Below are 14,620 nucleotides of genomic sequence, written 5' to 3' on the forward strand. Positions count from 1 at the left end.
CGAACTGAAACGAACTTAAGCGGCTGGCGCTTCGTTGCCTTCAGCAGCTTTCATCGACAGCTTCAAACGGCCACGGTCGTCCGTTTCCAGCACTTTGACGCGTACCAGCTGACCTTCTTTCAGGTAGTCGGCCACGGCGTTGACACGCTCACTGGCGATCTGCGAGATGTGCAGCAAGCCGTCCTTGCCTGGCATGACTTGCACGATGGCGCCGAAGTCCAGCAGTTTCAGCACGGTGCCTTCGTAGGTCTTGCCCACTTCAACGGAAGCGGTCAGCTCTTCGATGCGGCGCTTGGCTTCCTGGCCGGCAGCAGCGTCCACGGAAGCGATGGTGACCACGCCTTCGTCGCTGATGTCGATCTGGGTGCCCGTCTCTTCGGTCAGCGCGCGAATCACGGCGCCGCCCTTGCCGATCACGTCACGGATTTTTTCCGGGTTGATCTTGATGGTGATCAGACGCGGTGCGAAATCGGACAGTTCGGTTTTAACGTGCGGCATGGCTTTTTGCATTTCACCCAGGATGTGCTCGCGGCCTTCCTTGGCTTGCGCCAGTGCCACTTGCATGATTTCCTTGGTGATGCCCATGATCTTGATGTCCATCTGCAGCGCCGTGATACCGTTGCGGGTACCGGCTACCTTGAAGTCCATGTCGCCCAAGTGATCTTCGTCGCCCAGGATATCGGACAGCACGGCAAACTTGCCGCCTTCCTTGATCAAGCCCATGGCGATACCGGCCACGTGTTCTTTCATCGGCACGCCGGCGTCCATCAGTGCCAGGCAGCCGCCGCAGACCGATGCCATCGACGAGGAACCGTTCGATTCCGTGATTTCCGACACCAGGCGTACCGAGTAGCTGAACTCTTCCGCTGCTGGCAGGGCGGCGATCAGCGCGCGCTTGGCCAGGCGGCCGTGACCGATTTCGCGGCGCTTAGGCGTACCGACGCGGCCCGTTTCGCCGGTGGCGAACGGAGGCATGTTGTAATGGAGCATGAACGAATCGGTGAACTCGCCCATCAGTGCATCGATTTTCTGGCTGTCGCGGGCGGTGCCCAGGGTAGCGACGACCAGCGCTTGCGTTTCGCCGCGCGTAAACAGGGCCGAACCGTGGGTGCGTGGCAGCACGCTGGTGCGAATCGAGATCGGACGCACGGTGCGCGTGTCGCGGCCGTCGATGCGTGGCTCGCCGTCGAGGATTTGCGTACGCACGATTTTCGCTTCGATGTCGAACAGGATGTTGTTCACTTCGGCGCTGTCGATGGCGGCGCCACCGGCAGCAGCCGCTTCCGCCGACAGGTCGGCGATCACTTCCGACGTTGCCGCTTTCAGCTTGGCCGTACGCTCTTGCTTGTCCTTGGTTTGATACGCATCATTGATCTTGGCGTTGGCGAAATGCGCGACGCGGGCGATCAGTGCTTCGTTTTTCGGCGCTGGCGCCCATTCCACTTCCGGCTTGCCGCCGTCACGCACCAGGTCGTGAATCGCGTCGATGACGACTTTCATCTGGTCGTGGCCGAAGACCACGGCGCCCAGCATGATTTCTTCGGACAGCTGTTTCGCTTCCGATTCGACCATCAGCACGGCCGTTTCGGTACCGGCGACAACCAGGTCCATTTCCGACGTTTTCAGTTGCTGAACGGTTGGGTTCAGGATGTACTGGCCATTCGCGTAACCGACGCGCGCAGCGCCGATAGGGCCGTTGAAAGGCACGCCCGATACGCACAGGGCAGCCGATGCGCCTATCATGGCGGCGATATCTGGATCGATTTCCGGGTTGACCGACAGCACGTGAATGATGACTTGCACTTCATTCAGGTAGCCTTCCGGGAACAAGGGACGGATAGGACGATCGATCAGACGCGATGTCAGTGTTTCTTTTTCGGAAGGACGGCCTTCGCGCTTGAAAAAACCGCCCGGGATTTTACCGGCAGCATAGGTTTTCTCAACATAATCAACCGTCAAAGGGAAGAAATCCTGGCCTGGCTTGGCATCTTTGCGTGCCACCACCGTTGCCAGAACGACGGTATCTTCGATCGACACCAGCACTGCGCCGGATGCCTGACGCGCGATTTCGCCGGTTTCCAGGGTCACTTGGTGTTGACCGTACTGGAAGGTTTTCGTAACTTTGTTAAACATGGGGTATCCCTTTTCTAATTGCCGACAGATTTTCAGGGGCTGTCGTTCACCTCACCACAGGCGGCGAAAAAAAGTTGCCGCCTTTACTACCTTACTTTTACAGCATGATATCGATACACAGTACTGCACTTACCGACATAAATCCGGAATTCAAATGAAAAAATGCCCGCGTCAGCGAACTGGCGCAGGCATTTCTGTATAAACCTTGTACGGCAAAAATTACTTGCGCAGACCAAGTTTAGCGATCAGGTCGCGATAACGGGTAGCGTCTTTAGCCTTCAGGTAGGACAACAGGCTCTTACGACGGTTGACCATCATGATCAGGCCGCGGCGGGAGTGGTGATCTTTCGAGTGGGCTTTGAAGTGGCCGTTCAGTTCGTTGATGCGAGCTGTCAGCAGTGCAACTTGCACTTCAGGGGAGCCGGTGTCGTTTTGACCACGTGCGTTGTCCGCGATGATAGCGGCTTTGTTGATGTTTTCTACTGTCATGATAAACCTTTCACATGCGGTGCACAGAGTCTGAACCCTATCCACCGTGAACTACGATTATTAAAATACTGGTCTATGCTTACAACCAGACGCGCAAGTATATCGGAAAAAAGCCCGCCTGTATCCTGCAGTGCGGGCTTTTCTCGGCGCATGATCAGATTTTCCTGCATTTGAGGAGCACAAACTTGAAAACCATATTCAAATTTGCAACACCGCTACTGCTTGCCGTGCTGGCGGGCTGCGCCAGCCTGGGCGCTCCGCCGCCGCAAGCGGGCGAACCGCGCGCCGCCGTGGAAGCGCGCCTGGGCAGACCGAGCAGCATTTACCAGTTGCCCAGTGGGCTGGAACTCGAATATGCCACGGGGCCCTACGGCCAGTACACTTATATGGCCCGCTTTGGCCCCGACGACAAGCTCATTTCCTACGAGCAAGTGCTCGACACGCCCGGCTTTGCCCGCGTCAAGGTCGGCGTATCGAAGCAGCAAGACGTGCTGCACCTGCTGGGTCGCCCAACGGAAAAATCCTATCTATCGATCCCGAAATTAGTCGTCTGGTCTTACCGCTACAAGGAATCGGGCGTGTGGGATTCCATGATGCACGTGCACTTCGACCGCGACGGCATCGTGCGCATGATGCTGAACGGCCCCGATCCGGACAAGGAAGAACGGCGGTTTTTCTGGTGACGAGCGTCTTGCATCAACACTAGCGCCTATCCCAAATGCAAATTATGGGGTCAGTTCTTGCGGAATCGAAATGCGCCCCATTGGGCCGCATTCCCCCGACGGGTCTGACCCCGACCTACGGCTGCGGGTCGATACGCTCATCCTTCGCATGCAGCTTGTTCAGTGCCGCCAGGTAGGCCTTGGCCGAGGCGACGACGATATCCGAATCAAAGCCCACGCCGTTGACGATGCGCCCGTCACGCGACAGGCGCATCGTCACTTCGCCCTGCGACTGCGTGCCCGTGCTGATCGCATTGACGGAGAATAAGACCAGCTCCGCCCCACTGGCAGCGGCGCTTTCGATGGCATTGACGGCGGCATCGACGGGGCCGTCGCCCTGTCCTTCACAACGCAATTGTTTGCCACCGACGAGAAACTCCACGCGCGCATGGGGCACGGAGCCTGTCGTCGATTGCTGTGTCAGCGCAATGAAACGGTAGTGCTCACTGCCTTGCGACTGCTGCTCTTCGCTGACGAGGGCCATGATATCTTCGTCGAAAATCTCGGATTTGCGGTCGGCCAACTCCTTGAAACGCAGGAAGGCCGCGTTCACTTCGGCCTCGGATTCGAGCGCGATGCCCAGTTCGTGCAGCCGCTGCTTGAAGGCATTGCGGCCCGACAGTTTTCCCAGCACGATCTTGTTGGCGGTCCAGCCCACGTCTTCGGCGCGCATGATTTCATACGTCTCGCGCGCTTTTAATATGCCATCCTGGTGGATGCCGGACGCGTGCGCAAAGGCATTCGCCCCCACCACCGCCTTGTTCGGCTGGACGGCAAAACCTGTAATCTGCGACACCATTTTCGAGGCTGCCACGATCTGCGTCGTATCTATGCCTACCGTCAAATTGTAATAATCGGCCCGCGTGCGCAGCGCCATCACCACTTCTTCCAGTGCCGTGTTGCCGGCGCGCTCACCGAGGCCATTGATCGTGCATTCGATCTGCCGCGCGCCGCCTATCATGACGCCGGCCAGCGAATTGGCCACAGCCAGGCCGAGGTCGTTATGACAATGAACAGACCAGATGGCTTGATCGCAATTCGGTATGCGTTCGCGCAAGCGCTTGATGGTATTGCCGAAGATTTCAGGCACGGCGTAACCGACCGTGTCGGGGAAATTGATGGTGGTGGCGCCCTCGGCGATCACCGCTTCGAGCACGCGGCACAAAAAATCCTCGTCGGAGCGGCTGCCGTCTTCGGGGCTAAATTCAATGTCATCGGTGAACTGGCGCGCGTAGCGCACGGCATTGCGCGCCTGCAGCAAGACTTCTTCGGGCGTCATGCGCAGCTTCATCTGCATGTGCAGCGGCGAAGTGGCGATAAAGGTGTGTATGCGCTTGCGCTCGGCTGGTGCCAGCGCTTCGGCGGCGCGGGCGATGTCGCGCTCATTGGCGCGCGACAGCGAGCAGATGGTGGACTCGCGCACGGCGCCGGCAATCGCCCGTATCGACTCGAAATCGCCCTGCGAAGCAGCGGCGAAGCCCGCTTCGATCACGTCGACCTTCATGCGCTCGAGCTGCTTGGCGATGCGCAATTTTTCTTCGCGCGTCATGGAAGCGCCCGGCGATTGCTCGCCGTCGCGCAAGGTGGTGTCAAAAATGATGAGTCGATTGCTGGTGCTCATGGCTGCTCCTGGCTGACTGAAGACTGGCGACGCTACCGACTCAGCGCATCAATGCTCTGGCTCGGTCTGGATGATGCTGACGGGCTTGCCCTTCGCCATGCGCCAGAAAAACACGGCGTAACCGGACAGGCCATAGGCGATGAAAATCGGAAACAGCACTTTCGGCGGGTCGATGGAAATAAGCGCAAAGAACAGTGCCAGCAGAAATACCACGATAAAGGGCACGGACTTGCGGAAATTGACATCCTTAAAACTGTAGAACGGCACATTCGTGACCATAGTCAGGCCAGAGAACAGGGCGATCGCCCACGATACCCAGGCCAGCTGGTTGCCAGCAAACTCCAAGTCGTTCATCAGCAAGATGAAGCCCGCCACCATGGCCGCAGCCGCCGGGCTGGGCAAGCCCTGGAAGAAGCGCTTGTCGACTACGGCGATGTTGGTATTAAAGCGCGCCAGGCGCAGGGCTGCACCGGCGCAATACACGAAGGCGGCCAGCCAGCCTAGCTTACCCATGCCGCGCAGCGACCATTCATAGATCACCAGCGCCGGCGCGGCGCCAAAGGACACCATGTCGGACAGGCTGTCGTACTGGGCGCCAAATTCGCTCTGCGTATTGGTCAGGCGCGCGATGCGACCGTCGAGGCCGTCAAGGACCATGGCGATGAAGATGGCCCAGGCCGCATGTTCAAATTTCTGGTTCATGGCCATGACGATGGCGTAGAAGCCGCAAAACAAGGCTGCCGTCGTGAAGGCATTGGGCAACAGATAAATGCCGCGGCGGCGCAAGGTTTTCTTGCCAGTGCCGTCGCTCACCGGCTGGCGCACGAATTTGCTGAAGCGGGAAGCTTTGGAGACTGCGGGAGTGCCGTTCTTGCCTCTACGACGGGGGAAGTTTGCCATGTTGTTCCATATCTTGTGTACTGCGGGGATTCTGTGCCAGATGGCAGGCGCATTCGTCTTGCGGCATGCGCCTGCCGATGTTGCCATTATAGAGGAGCCGCCGCCAAAGAAAAGCGCGGCGGCGTCAAGCTGACAATATTGACCCCGATTCAAGCTCTATTTGAAGCGTATCTTCGCCACCAGACCCATGTTCAGCCTTGTTTCGCCGGCCTCGAAGCTCGGCTCGGCCACCTGCTTGCCGGCATGAGCGCCGGCGTCGGCACGCATGGCGCGTGCAGCGGCCAGATTGGGGCGCTGCGCATAGCGGCCGGAGCCTTCGAAATCGATGCTGTCGATCACTGCCTCACTGACATTGCGGCCCATGGCGGCAGCGATGGCGGCCACGCGCTCATTGAGGTTCTTGTAGGCGGCGGCGATGCGCTGCTCGTCGAGCTTGCCGATGGTGGCCGGTGCCAAGCCAAAATGCAAACGGTTCAGGCTTAGCACGCCCTGCGCTGCGGCAACCGTTTTCGGCAAGGCTGCCAAATTGGTGGTCGTCACCTGCAGGTACTGGCCCACTCTCCAGCCCGCGGGCACGCGCGGCTTGGCGACGCTGCCGGGCGGCAAGGGCGCCGCCTCTGGATACACGGCATACGTGTAGTAGCCCTGGGTCTTCAGTACGGCTTGCGGATCGGCCTTCTTGACGAGGGCCGCGCCATCGTTCATCTTTTGATTCACGCGCGAGGCAGCGGCGGCCTTGTCCTGGTCCTGCTCTTCGATGGCCAAGATGATGCTCGCCTGGTCGTTCGCATGCACCACGTCGCCGTTCGCGGGCACCACCACGAGGCTGCCCGTGGTGACCAAGGTCTGGGCGTGCGCGCTCAGGGCAAGGCAGCAAGCAGCGGCGGCCAGCATCGCTTTCATGAAGCTCATGGAGTTCTCCTGAAAAATGATGGGGTGAAAACGCGCATGGGGCCAACAGCCCCATGCGCGTTTTAAAACAGGCTAATGCAAAAACCTTTCCACGCTGGCGCGCTTACTTGAACTTGACCTTGCCAACGACACGCATGTCGAGCGTGGTTTCGCCCGGCTCGAAGCTCGGTTCGGCAACGACGCTGTCTTCGGCCATCTTGGCGCCGCGCATCATCATCGGTGCGGCGGCAGCACGGCTTTCATTGGCGTAGTTGCCAGAACCTTCGAAGTCCACCGTATCGAGTACGGCGTCGGAAACGTTGCGGCCCATGGCCTTGGCGATGGCGGCCACGCGCTCATTGAGGTTTTTATAGGTAGCGGCGATGCGCTGGTCATCGAGCAGGCGGATGGTTTCCGGCTTCAAGCCGAAATTCAAGCCATTCAAGGTCAACACGCCTTGCGCCGCCGAGATGGTTTTCGGCAAGGTCGCCAGATTGGCCGTCGTCATTTCCAGATACTGGCCGACTCGCCAAGCCGTTGGCTGGCGGGGTTTGGCGACAGCGCCGGCTGGCAATGGACGCTCTTCCGGGTACACGGGATAGGTGTAGTAGCCATACGATTTCAGCGCCGCCGACGCGTCGGCCTGCTTGACGATGGCAATACCCTTGTTCATCTTCTGGTTGACGCGCGACGCGGCGGCAGCCTTGTCCTTATCCTGCTCTTCGATGGCCAGGGTGGCAACGACCTGGTCATTGACATGCTTGACTTCGCCAAATGCGGGGACCACTACCAGGGTGCCGCTGGTGGGCAGGGATTGTGCTTGTGCGCTCAGGGCAGCGCTGGCTGCGGCGGCAACAAGGACGATTTTCATCACGCTCATGGAACTCCTCGGTGGTTAATGAATGACTGACTGAGTGACTGACAAGAAAGAACGCGGCAGTGCACTGTGCTCAGCTGCACGCCGCATTCGCTTGAAAAACTTGTCAAACTGTGTAGATTCTAACGCCTCACGCATTCCTGTGGCGCAAATTAACAAATCGTCACAAAACGCGCCTGCCAGTCACATCTGCTCACATTTCAATACGCTGTTATTCAAAACAACGTTGTGCTCAATGACCGACCACCGCGCCGCCACTGCGCCGGCCCGGCTTGAAACTGTAGCGGTGTGCGCGCCAGGCGATGGCCAGCGCCGCCAGTAGCAAGGCCAGCATGGCCCACGGGAACGAGGCGACACCATAGCCATCAAGCAACATACCGCCGGCCAGGCCGCCGCCCGCGATGGCCACGTTCCAGATGGTTGCCACCATCGCCTGTGCCACATCCATGCCCTCGCCAGCGGCATCGGCCGACGCGGTCTGCAGCAAAGTCCCGGCGCCGCCGAAGGTAACGCCCCAGATGGCCATGCTGCCATAGATGACGGCCGGCGCATCCATCGCCAGGCCCAGTAACACCACCAGCAGGGCAAAAGCGGCGATGCAGCCCAGCACAAGCGGGCGCAGCCAGCGGTCTATGAGCCGGCTGACCAGCCAGATGCCGGCCAGCGAGCCCACGCCATACACGAGCAGCACCAGGTCGACGCGGGGACGCAAGCCCGAGGGCGCCAGGAAGGGTGCGATATACGTATATAAAATATTGTGCGCCAGCATCCAGGCGACGATCACCGCCAAGATCGGCCGCACGCCTGGCGTCATGAACACCTGGCGTATCGACAGGCGTTCGCCATTCTTTTGACCCGGATAATCGGGCACGGCCAGCAAGACCCACGCGACCAGCACCACGGCCAGGCCGGACATGATGCCAAAGATGCTGCGCCAGCCCAGCACACCGCCCATCAAGGTACCCAGCGGCACGCCCAGCGACAGGGCCAGTGGCGTGCCGATCATGGCAATCGCCATCGCCCTGCCCTGCTGCTCGACACGCACCATGCGGCGCGCATAGCCGGCCATCAAGCCCCAGGCCAGCCCGGCGGCCATGCCCGTCACGAAGCGCGAGATCAGGGCGACCATGTAGTTGGGCGAGAGGGCTGTCGCCGTATTGAAAATCAAGAAACCTATGATGGCCAGCAACAATACATTGCGCCGGCGCCAAGTGCTGGTGAGCGCCGTCAAGGGTATGGCCGTCAGGATGGAGCCGATGGCGTACACGGTGACGAGCTGGCCCGTCATGACTTCGGAAATACCGAGGCTCTGGGCGATCTGCGGCAACAAGCCCGCTGGCAAGGTTTCCGACAGGAGGGCAAGAAACGCCGTCATGGCCAGGGCCAGCAAGGCCAGGATAGGAATGGAAGAATCAACAGCAGCCTGCGAGGGCGCCGTAGCGGTGATACGGTCAGTCATGAGGGTCCTTCAGCTTGCGCAAGCGGCTAAGAAACGAGCGCCTGGCACAGTACGATAGCGATGGTGCGCGTTGCGGTCGGCAGATACCGAAACAGATGCAGTCCAGAGGAAACTGCAAAGGAAGCTGGGAATTATATAGGAGGGAAGTGAAAAACGTGTGCACGAGAGAAAGCCCAGCTTAGCTGCCGGACCTGACTCGCATGTACCGCGCCGACAGCCATGGCCGGCATGCGGACTCAGGCATCGTTCGCCGCATTTAAGCTGCGGAAATAGGTATTGACGTTGGGACGAAACAGAAAGAATGCAAGAACGGCAAACGCCGCCAAGCCTGGCAGCAACGCCACTTTGTCCGCTGCTGTGGCCAAACCGATGCCGCCAGCGGCCAGATTCCAGCCCACATACAGCAACCGGCCCCAGTTGCATCGCTTGAGCATGGCAACCGCTGCCACCAGATTGACGATCATGCCGCACAGCGTCGTGTAGTGCAGCGCTGTCGCTAACGCACCCTGCGCCAGTAATTCAAGCGCCGCAAGCACGCAAGCCCACAACATAAGGAAGGCAATGACACCAAGGGAAATGGGACGGCGACGCAAGACATTGACGACATTCACGCTACTGACCTTAAAAACATTATGAGAGGCAATAATAACAAAAAATATCTCAATACCCGCAGATGCCGCCATGATGGACTCAAACGCAAAAAAGCCGGCTTGCGCCGGCTTTATCGGAACAATGATGACTGCTTAGTTCTTCGACTGGTCGACCATCTTGTTCTTGGCGATCCAAGGCATCATGGCGCGCAGTTTCGCGCCCACTTCTTCGATCGGGTGCTCGGAAGTCAGGCGGCGGCGCGAGATCAAGGTCGGTGCGCCGGCCTTGTTTTCCAGGATGAAGCTCTTCGCATACTCGCCCGTTTGAATGTCTTTCAGGCATTGACGCATCGCATCCTTGGTAGCCGAGGTCACGACTTTAGGACCGGTCACGTATTCGCCGTATTCGGCGTTGTTCGAGATCGAGTAATTCATGTTGGCGATGCCGCCTTCATAGATCAGGTCGACGATCAGCTTCAATTCGTGCAAGCACTCGAAGTACGCCATTTCAGGCGCGTAGCCCGCTTCCGTCAGGGTTTCAAAGCCAGCCTTGATCAGTTCCACGGCGCCGCCGCACAGCACTGCTTGCTCGCCGAACAAATCGGTTTCGGTTTCTTCACGGAAATTCGTTTCGATGATACCGGCACGGCCGCCGCCGTTGGCCGAGGCGTAGGACAGGGCGATGTCGCGCGCGATGCCCGATTTATCCTGGTACACGGCGATCAGGTGGGGCACGCCGCCACCCTGGGTGTAGGTGGCGCGCACAGTGTGGCCCGGGGCTTTCGGCGCGACCATGATGACATCGAGGTCGGCGCGTGGCACGACTTGACCGTAATGCACGTTGAAGCCGTGGGCGAAGGCCAGGACGGCGCCTTGCTTGGCGAACGGCGCGATGTTTTCGTTGTAGACCTGGGCGATGTTTTCATCTGGCAGCAAGATCATGATGACGTCGGCCGCTTTCACGGCGTCGTTGACTTCCGCCACTTTCAAGCCAGCTTGCTCGACCTTGGTCCACGAAGCGCCGCCCTTGCGCAGGCCGACGGTGACGTTGACGCCCGAATCGTTGAGGTTTTGTGCGTGCGCGTGGCCTTGCGAACCGTAGCCGATGATGGCGACGTTCTTGCCTTTGATCAAGGAGATGTCAGCGTCTTTGTCGTAAAAAACTTTCATGGTATTTCCTATCATTTGATGATGCATTGTTATTTTAAAAGCGGCGCCAGGGCCGCGTGGTGCTGCTATGTGCTTTTAGACTTTGAGGATGCGCTCGCCGCGGCCAATGCCGGAACCACCGGTGCGGACGGTTTCCAGGATGGCGGCGCGGTCGATCGAATCGATGAACGCGTCCAATTTGACCTTGTTGCCAGTCAGTTCGATCGTGTATGTCTTTTCGGTGACATCAATGATGCGGCCACGGAAGATATCGGCGGTGCGCTTCATTTCCTCGCGCTCCTTGCCCACGGCACGCACCTTGATCAGCATCAACTCGCGTTCGATATGCTGGCCTTCGGTCAGGTCGACCACCTTGACTACCTCGATCAGGCGGTTCAAGTGCTTGGTGATCTGCTCGATGATGTCGTCCGAGCCGCTGGTGACGATGGTCATGCGCGACAAGGTCGAGTCTTCCGTCGGCGCCACCGTCAAGGTTTCGATGTTGTAGCCGCGCGCCGAGAACAGGCCCACCACGCGCGACAGGGCGCCCGCTTCATTTTCCAGCAAAACAGAAATAATATGGCGCATGATTACAGATCCTCCGAGCCAAGCATCATTTCGGACAGGCCCTTGCCGGCTTTCACCATCGGCCACACGTTTTCGGACTGGTCAGTAATGAAGTTCATGAATACCAGCCTGTCTTTCATGCCAAACGCTTCTTTCAGGGCGCCGTCAACGTCGCCCGGTTTTTCAATTTTCATGCCCACGTGACCATAGGCTTCAGCCAGCTTTTCGAAGTCGGGCAGCGAATCCATGTAGGACTCGGAATAGCGCGAACCGTAGTCGATTTCCTGCCACTGGCGCACCATGCCGAGGAAACGGTTGTTGAGCATGATGATCTTCGGCGTCAGGTGGTACTGCTTGCACGTGGCCAGTTCCTGGATGCACATCTGGATCGAGCCTTCGCCGGTAATGCAGGCGACGGTGGCGTCCGGATTGGCCATCTGCACGCCCATGGCGTACGGCAAGCCGACACCCATGGTGCCCAAGCCACCAGAATTGATCCAGCGACGCGGCTTGTCGAAGCCATAATATTGCGCCGCCCACATTTGGTGCTGGCCCACGTCGGAGGTAATGAAGGCGTCCCCCTTGGTGATCTGGAAAACTTTTTCCACCACGGATTGTGGCTTGATGACCAGGTCGGAGCTCGGGTATTTCAAGCATTCGCGGCCACGCCATTCGGTGATCTGCTTCCACCAGTTACTCAGTGCATTGACGTTCGGCTTGGCTTCGGCCGCGTCGAGCTGTGCCAGGAATTCGATCAGCACATCCTTGACGTTGCCGACGATGGGGATGTCGACCTTGACGCGCTTGGAAATCGACGATGGATCGATGTCCACGTGGATGATCTTGCGCGGATTCGAGGCGAAATGTTTCGGGTTGCCAATCACGCGGTCATCGAAACGGGCGCCGATGGCGATCAGGACGTCGCAGTTCTGCATCGCCATGTTCGCTTCATAGGTGCCGTGCATGCCGAGCATGCCGACATACTGATCGCTCGATGCGCGGTAGCCGCCCAGACCCATCAAGGTGTTGGTGCACGGGAAACCCAGGCGATCGACCAGCTTGTTAAGCTCGGGAGAAGCATTCGCCAGGATCACGCCGCCACCGGCATAGATCATCGGGCGTTCGGCTTGCAGCAACAGCTGCACGGCCTTGCGGATCTGGCCCGAGTGACCCTTGTCGACGGGACGGTAAGAACGCATTTCGACTTCCTTCGGATACTCGAAATGGCATTTATGCATGCTGATATCCTTGGGGATATCGACCAGCACAGGTCCCGGACGCCCGGTGCGGGCGATGAAAAAGGCTTTCTTGATCGTTTCCGCCAAGTCCTTGACATCCTTGACGAGGAAGTTGTGCTTGACCACGGGACGCGTGATACCGACCGTGTCGCATTCCTGGAACGCATCCTGGCCGATGGCGTAGCTCGGCACCTGGCCGGAGATCACGACCATGGGAATCGAGTCCATATAGGCGGTCGACAGGCCTGTGACGGCATTCGTGACGCCCGGACCGGACGTGACGAGGGCGACACCGACTTTGTTCGAGCTGCGCGAATAGGCATCGGCGGCGTGAATCGCGGCCTGCTCGTGGCGTACCAGAATATGCTGGAATTTATTTTGCTGGAAGATGGCGTCGTAGATGTACAGTACGGCTCCGCCCGGGTATCCAAAGACGTGCTCGACGCCCTCTTCAGCCAGACAGCGCACGACAATTTCTGCGCCGGTGATCGGTCCTGCTGGTGCTTCGGTATTCATGAAACATTCCTTTCAAGGTCCATTGGAGATTGATCGGATGTTCTTTCCTGACGAAGTACGCCTAACGCGACAGTGCTCCTGCTTCCCTTTTCATGCGGTCACGCCATCTCTTTGGGCACCCATAGATACCTTACAAAACAACGCTTAACGCAACTCGTTTGGCCGGAGCTTCTGTGGCGCCTGTGCGAACCGCTCGCGCTTGTGGCGCGGGTTAGAACAAACTGCCTACAAATGAAAGCGCGTCTTGTCGCGGATGGCCTTGTGTGCCGGTCGCGACTTGACCATAGGGCTTTGGGGTGTTCAAAGCGTCCCATACGGTATCGCGTTGCACCATGATGGTCAAGGAAAATGTCAGTGCCGCTGCATTTTTGCTGACGCGACGTGCAAAAACCCTGCGGTAACGCACATTTTTTGCTAGCATGCACGGGGGTTGCAAAAAGCATACCCACACCAATTCGCCCACCGCACCCGCAGCCGCTAAGATCCCCACACCGCATGGCAACAGACAAAGAATTATCCGACTTTCTAGAAAATGTCGAGCGGCGCGCTTTCAAGCAGGCCGCCTACGCGGTCCGCAAGGAAGAATCGGCACTCGACATCGTGCAAGATGCCATGATCAAGCTGGCCGAGAAATACGGCGACAAGCCGGCCGCCGAGCTGCCGATGCTATTTCAGCGCATCTTGCAAAACACCATCCTTGATTATTTCCGCCGAGAAAAAGTACGCAACACCTGGGTCAGCCTGTTTTCCGGCATGAAGTCCTCGGGCGACGAGCATGAAGATTTTGATATACTTGACACCTATGAATCAGAACAAGGCTCGAGTGCCGCCGAATCGTCGGCCGACCAGGTCGAACGCGCGCAAATCCTTGATTTGATTGATATTGAAGTACAAAAACTGCCGCCACGTCAACGCGAAGCCTTCCTCATGCGTTACTGGCAGGATATGGATGTGGCTGAAACAGCGGAAGCGATGGGTTGCTCCGAAGGTAGCGTGAAAACACATTGCTCTAGAGCTACCCACACGCTCGCCGAATCGCTGAAAGCCAAGGGAATACAATTATGAACACCGACGATCTCAATTTCGCTTACAAAGTGCGCCACGCACTGAACGAAAAACTCGACGACCTGCCCGCCTCGGCCACCGATCGCCTGGCAGCGGCACGCAAGCTGGCCCTGGCGCGCAAGAAGGCTGACGCGCCTGCCGCCGTCGCCGTGCGCAAGGACGTCTTCGCCGGCATCGCCAGCCACCTGTTGGTCGAGCCACTATCGTGGCTGGGCCGCATGAGCGTCATCCTCCCCCTGCTGCTGCTGGTCGGCGGCCTGGTGGGGATCTACCAGTTTGAGCAAGAACAGCATATTGCCGAACTGGCAGAAATCGACGCCGCCGTGCTGTCGGACGAATTGCCGCTCTCAGCGTATATGGACCACGGCTTCAACGCCTACCTGACGAAACGCGAGCAATAAGC

The 14,620-nt window shown here is 58.6% G+C and carries 14 protein-coding genes; 3 read left to right on the forward strand and 11 right to left on the reverse strand.

Annotated features, from left to right (window positions below; all coding sequences use genetic code 11):
• Nucleotides 1-15: 15 nt before the first annotated feature.
• Entirely contained in the window at nt 16-2,133 is a 2,118-nt protein-coding gene (pnp, locus tag H4V96_RS14690) for a polyribonucleotide nucleotidyltransferase (RefSeq protein ID WP_280721026.1), read from the reverse strand.
• A 219-nt stretch (nt 2,134-2,352) separates the two neighbouring features.
• Nucleotides 2,353-2,622 (reverse strand): 30S ribosomal protein S15, encoded by a 270-nt coding sequence (rpsO, locus tag H4V96_RS14695; RefSeq protein ID WP_010399743.1) that lies wholly within the window; start codon nt 2,620-2,622, stop codon nt 2,353-2,355.
• A gap of 185 nt (nt 2,623-2,807) precedes the next feature.
• On the opposite strand from rpsO, the gene H4V96_RS14700 reads away from it, so the two are divergent.
• Nucleotides 2,808-3,305: a hypothetical protein gene (locus tag H4V96_RS14700; protein WP_196855836.1), complete on the forward strand. Its 498-nt coding sequence runs from the start codon at nt 2,808-2,810 to the stop codon at nt 3,303-3,305.
• 115 nt (nt 3,306-3,420) lie between these two features.
• Here H4V96_RS14700 and H4V96_RS14705 read toward each other — a convergent pair whose 3' ends face one another.
• From H4V96_RS14705 to H4V96_RS14745, 9 genes are all read right to left on the reverse strand, one after another.
• Nucleotides 3,421-4,965 (reverse strand): 2-isopropylmalate synthase, encoded by a 1,545-nt coding sequence (locus tag H4V96_RS14705; protein WP_196855837.1) that lies wholly within the window; start codon nt 4,963-4,965, stop codon nt 3,421-3,423.
• Between the two features lie 48 nt (nt 4,966-5,013).
• Entirely contained in the window at nt 5,014-5,865 is an 852-nt protein-coding gene (gene pssA / locus H4V96_RS14710) for a CDP-diacylglycerol--serine O-phosphatidyltransferase (RefSeq protein WP_029496543.1), read from the reverse strand.
• Nucleotides 5,866-6,021: 156 nt separating this feature from the next.
• Nucleotides 6,022-6,777 (reverse strand): SIMPL domain-containing protein, encoded by a 756-nt coding sequence (locus tag H4V96_RS14715; protein ID WP_196855838.1) that lies wholly within the window; start codon nt 6,775-6,777, stop codon nt 6,022-6,024.
• A gap of 103 nt (nt 6,778-6,880) precedes the next feature.
• Nucleotides 6,881-7,636 carry an SIMPL domain-containing protein gene (locus H4V96_RS14720; RefSeq protein ID WP_196855839.1) on the reverse strand — a complete coding sequence of 252 codons (756 nt, stop codon included), beginning with the start codon at nt 7,634-7,636 and terminating at the stop codon, nt 6,881-6,883.
• 229 nt (nt 7,637-7,865) lie between these two features.
• Nucleotides 7,866-9,092 carry an MFS transporter gene (locus tag H4V96_RS14725; protein ID WP_196855840.1) on the reverse strand — a complete coding sequence of 409 codons (1,227 nt, stop codon included), beginning with the start codon at nt 9,090-9,092 and terminating at the stop codon, nt 7,866-7,868.
• Nucleotides 9,093-9,328: 236 nt separating this feature from the next.
• Nucleotides 9,329-9,775 (reverse strand): hypothetical protein, encoded by a 447-nt coding sequence (locus H4V96_RS14730; protein ID WP_196855841.1) that lies wholly within the window; start codon nt 9,773-9,775, stop codon nt 9,329-9,331.
• A 60-nt stretch (nt 9,776-9,835) separates the two neighbouring features.
• On the reverse strand, nt 9,836-10,852 hold the full coding sequence (gene ilvC / locus H4V96_RS14735) for a ketol-acid reductoisomerase (RefSeq protein WP_010399753.1): 1,017 nt from the start codon (nt 10,850-10,852) through the stop codon (nt 9,836-9,838).
• A gap of 75 nt (nt 10,853-10,927) precedes the next feature.
• Complete coding sequence (gene ilvN, locus H4V96_RS14740; RefSeq protein WP_010399754.1) at nt 10,928-11,419, reverse strand: acetolactate synthase small subunit; 492 nt, start codon at nt 11,417-11,419, stop codon at nt 10,928-10,930.
• A gap of 2 nt (nt 11,420-11,421) precedes the next feature.
• Nucleotides 11,422-13,152 carry an acetolactate synthase 3 catalytic subunit gene (locus H4V96_RS14745; RefSeq protein WP_196855842.1) on the reverse strand — a complete coding sequence of 577 codons (1,731 nt, stop codon included), beginning with the start codon at nt 13,150-13,152 and terminating at the stop codon, nt 11,422-11,424.
• Nucleotides 13,153-13,647: 495 nt separating this feature from the next.
• Between H4V96_RS14745 and H4V96_RS14750 the strand changes: the two genes are divergently transcribed.
• Nucleotides 13,648-14,217: an RNA polymerase sigma factor gene (locus H4V96_RS14750; protein WP_010399757.1), complete on the forward strand. Its 570-nt coding sequence runs from the start codon at nt 13,648-13,650 to the stop codon at nt 14,215-14,217.
• The gene (locus tag H4V96_RS14755; protein ID WP_010399758.1) at nt 14,214-14,618 is read left to right on the forward strand and encodes a DUF3619 family protein; all 405 of its coding nucleotides are present in this window, start codon (nt 14,214-14,216) and stop codon (nt 14,616-14,618) included. The genes H4V96_RS14750 and H4V96_RS14755 overlap by 4 nt, the downstream gene beginning before the upstream one ends.
• Nucleotides 14,619-14,620 lie beyond the last annotated feature (2 nt).

The sequence above is a fragment of the Janthinobacterium sp. CG_23.4 genome (assembly GCF_029892305.1).
In the GTDB taxonomy this organism is placed as follows: Bacteria; Pseudomonadota; Gammaproteobacteria; order Burkholderiales; family Burkholderiaceae_D; genus Janthinobacterium; species Janthinobacterium lividum_D.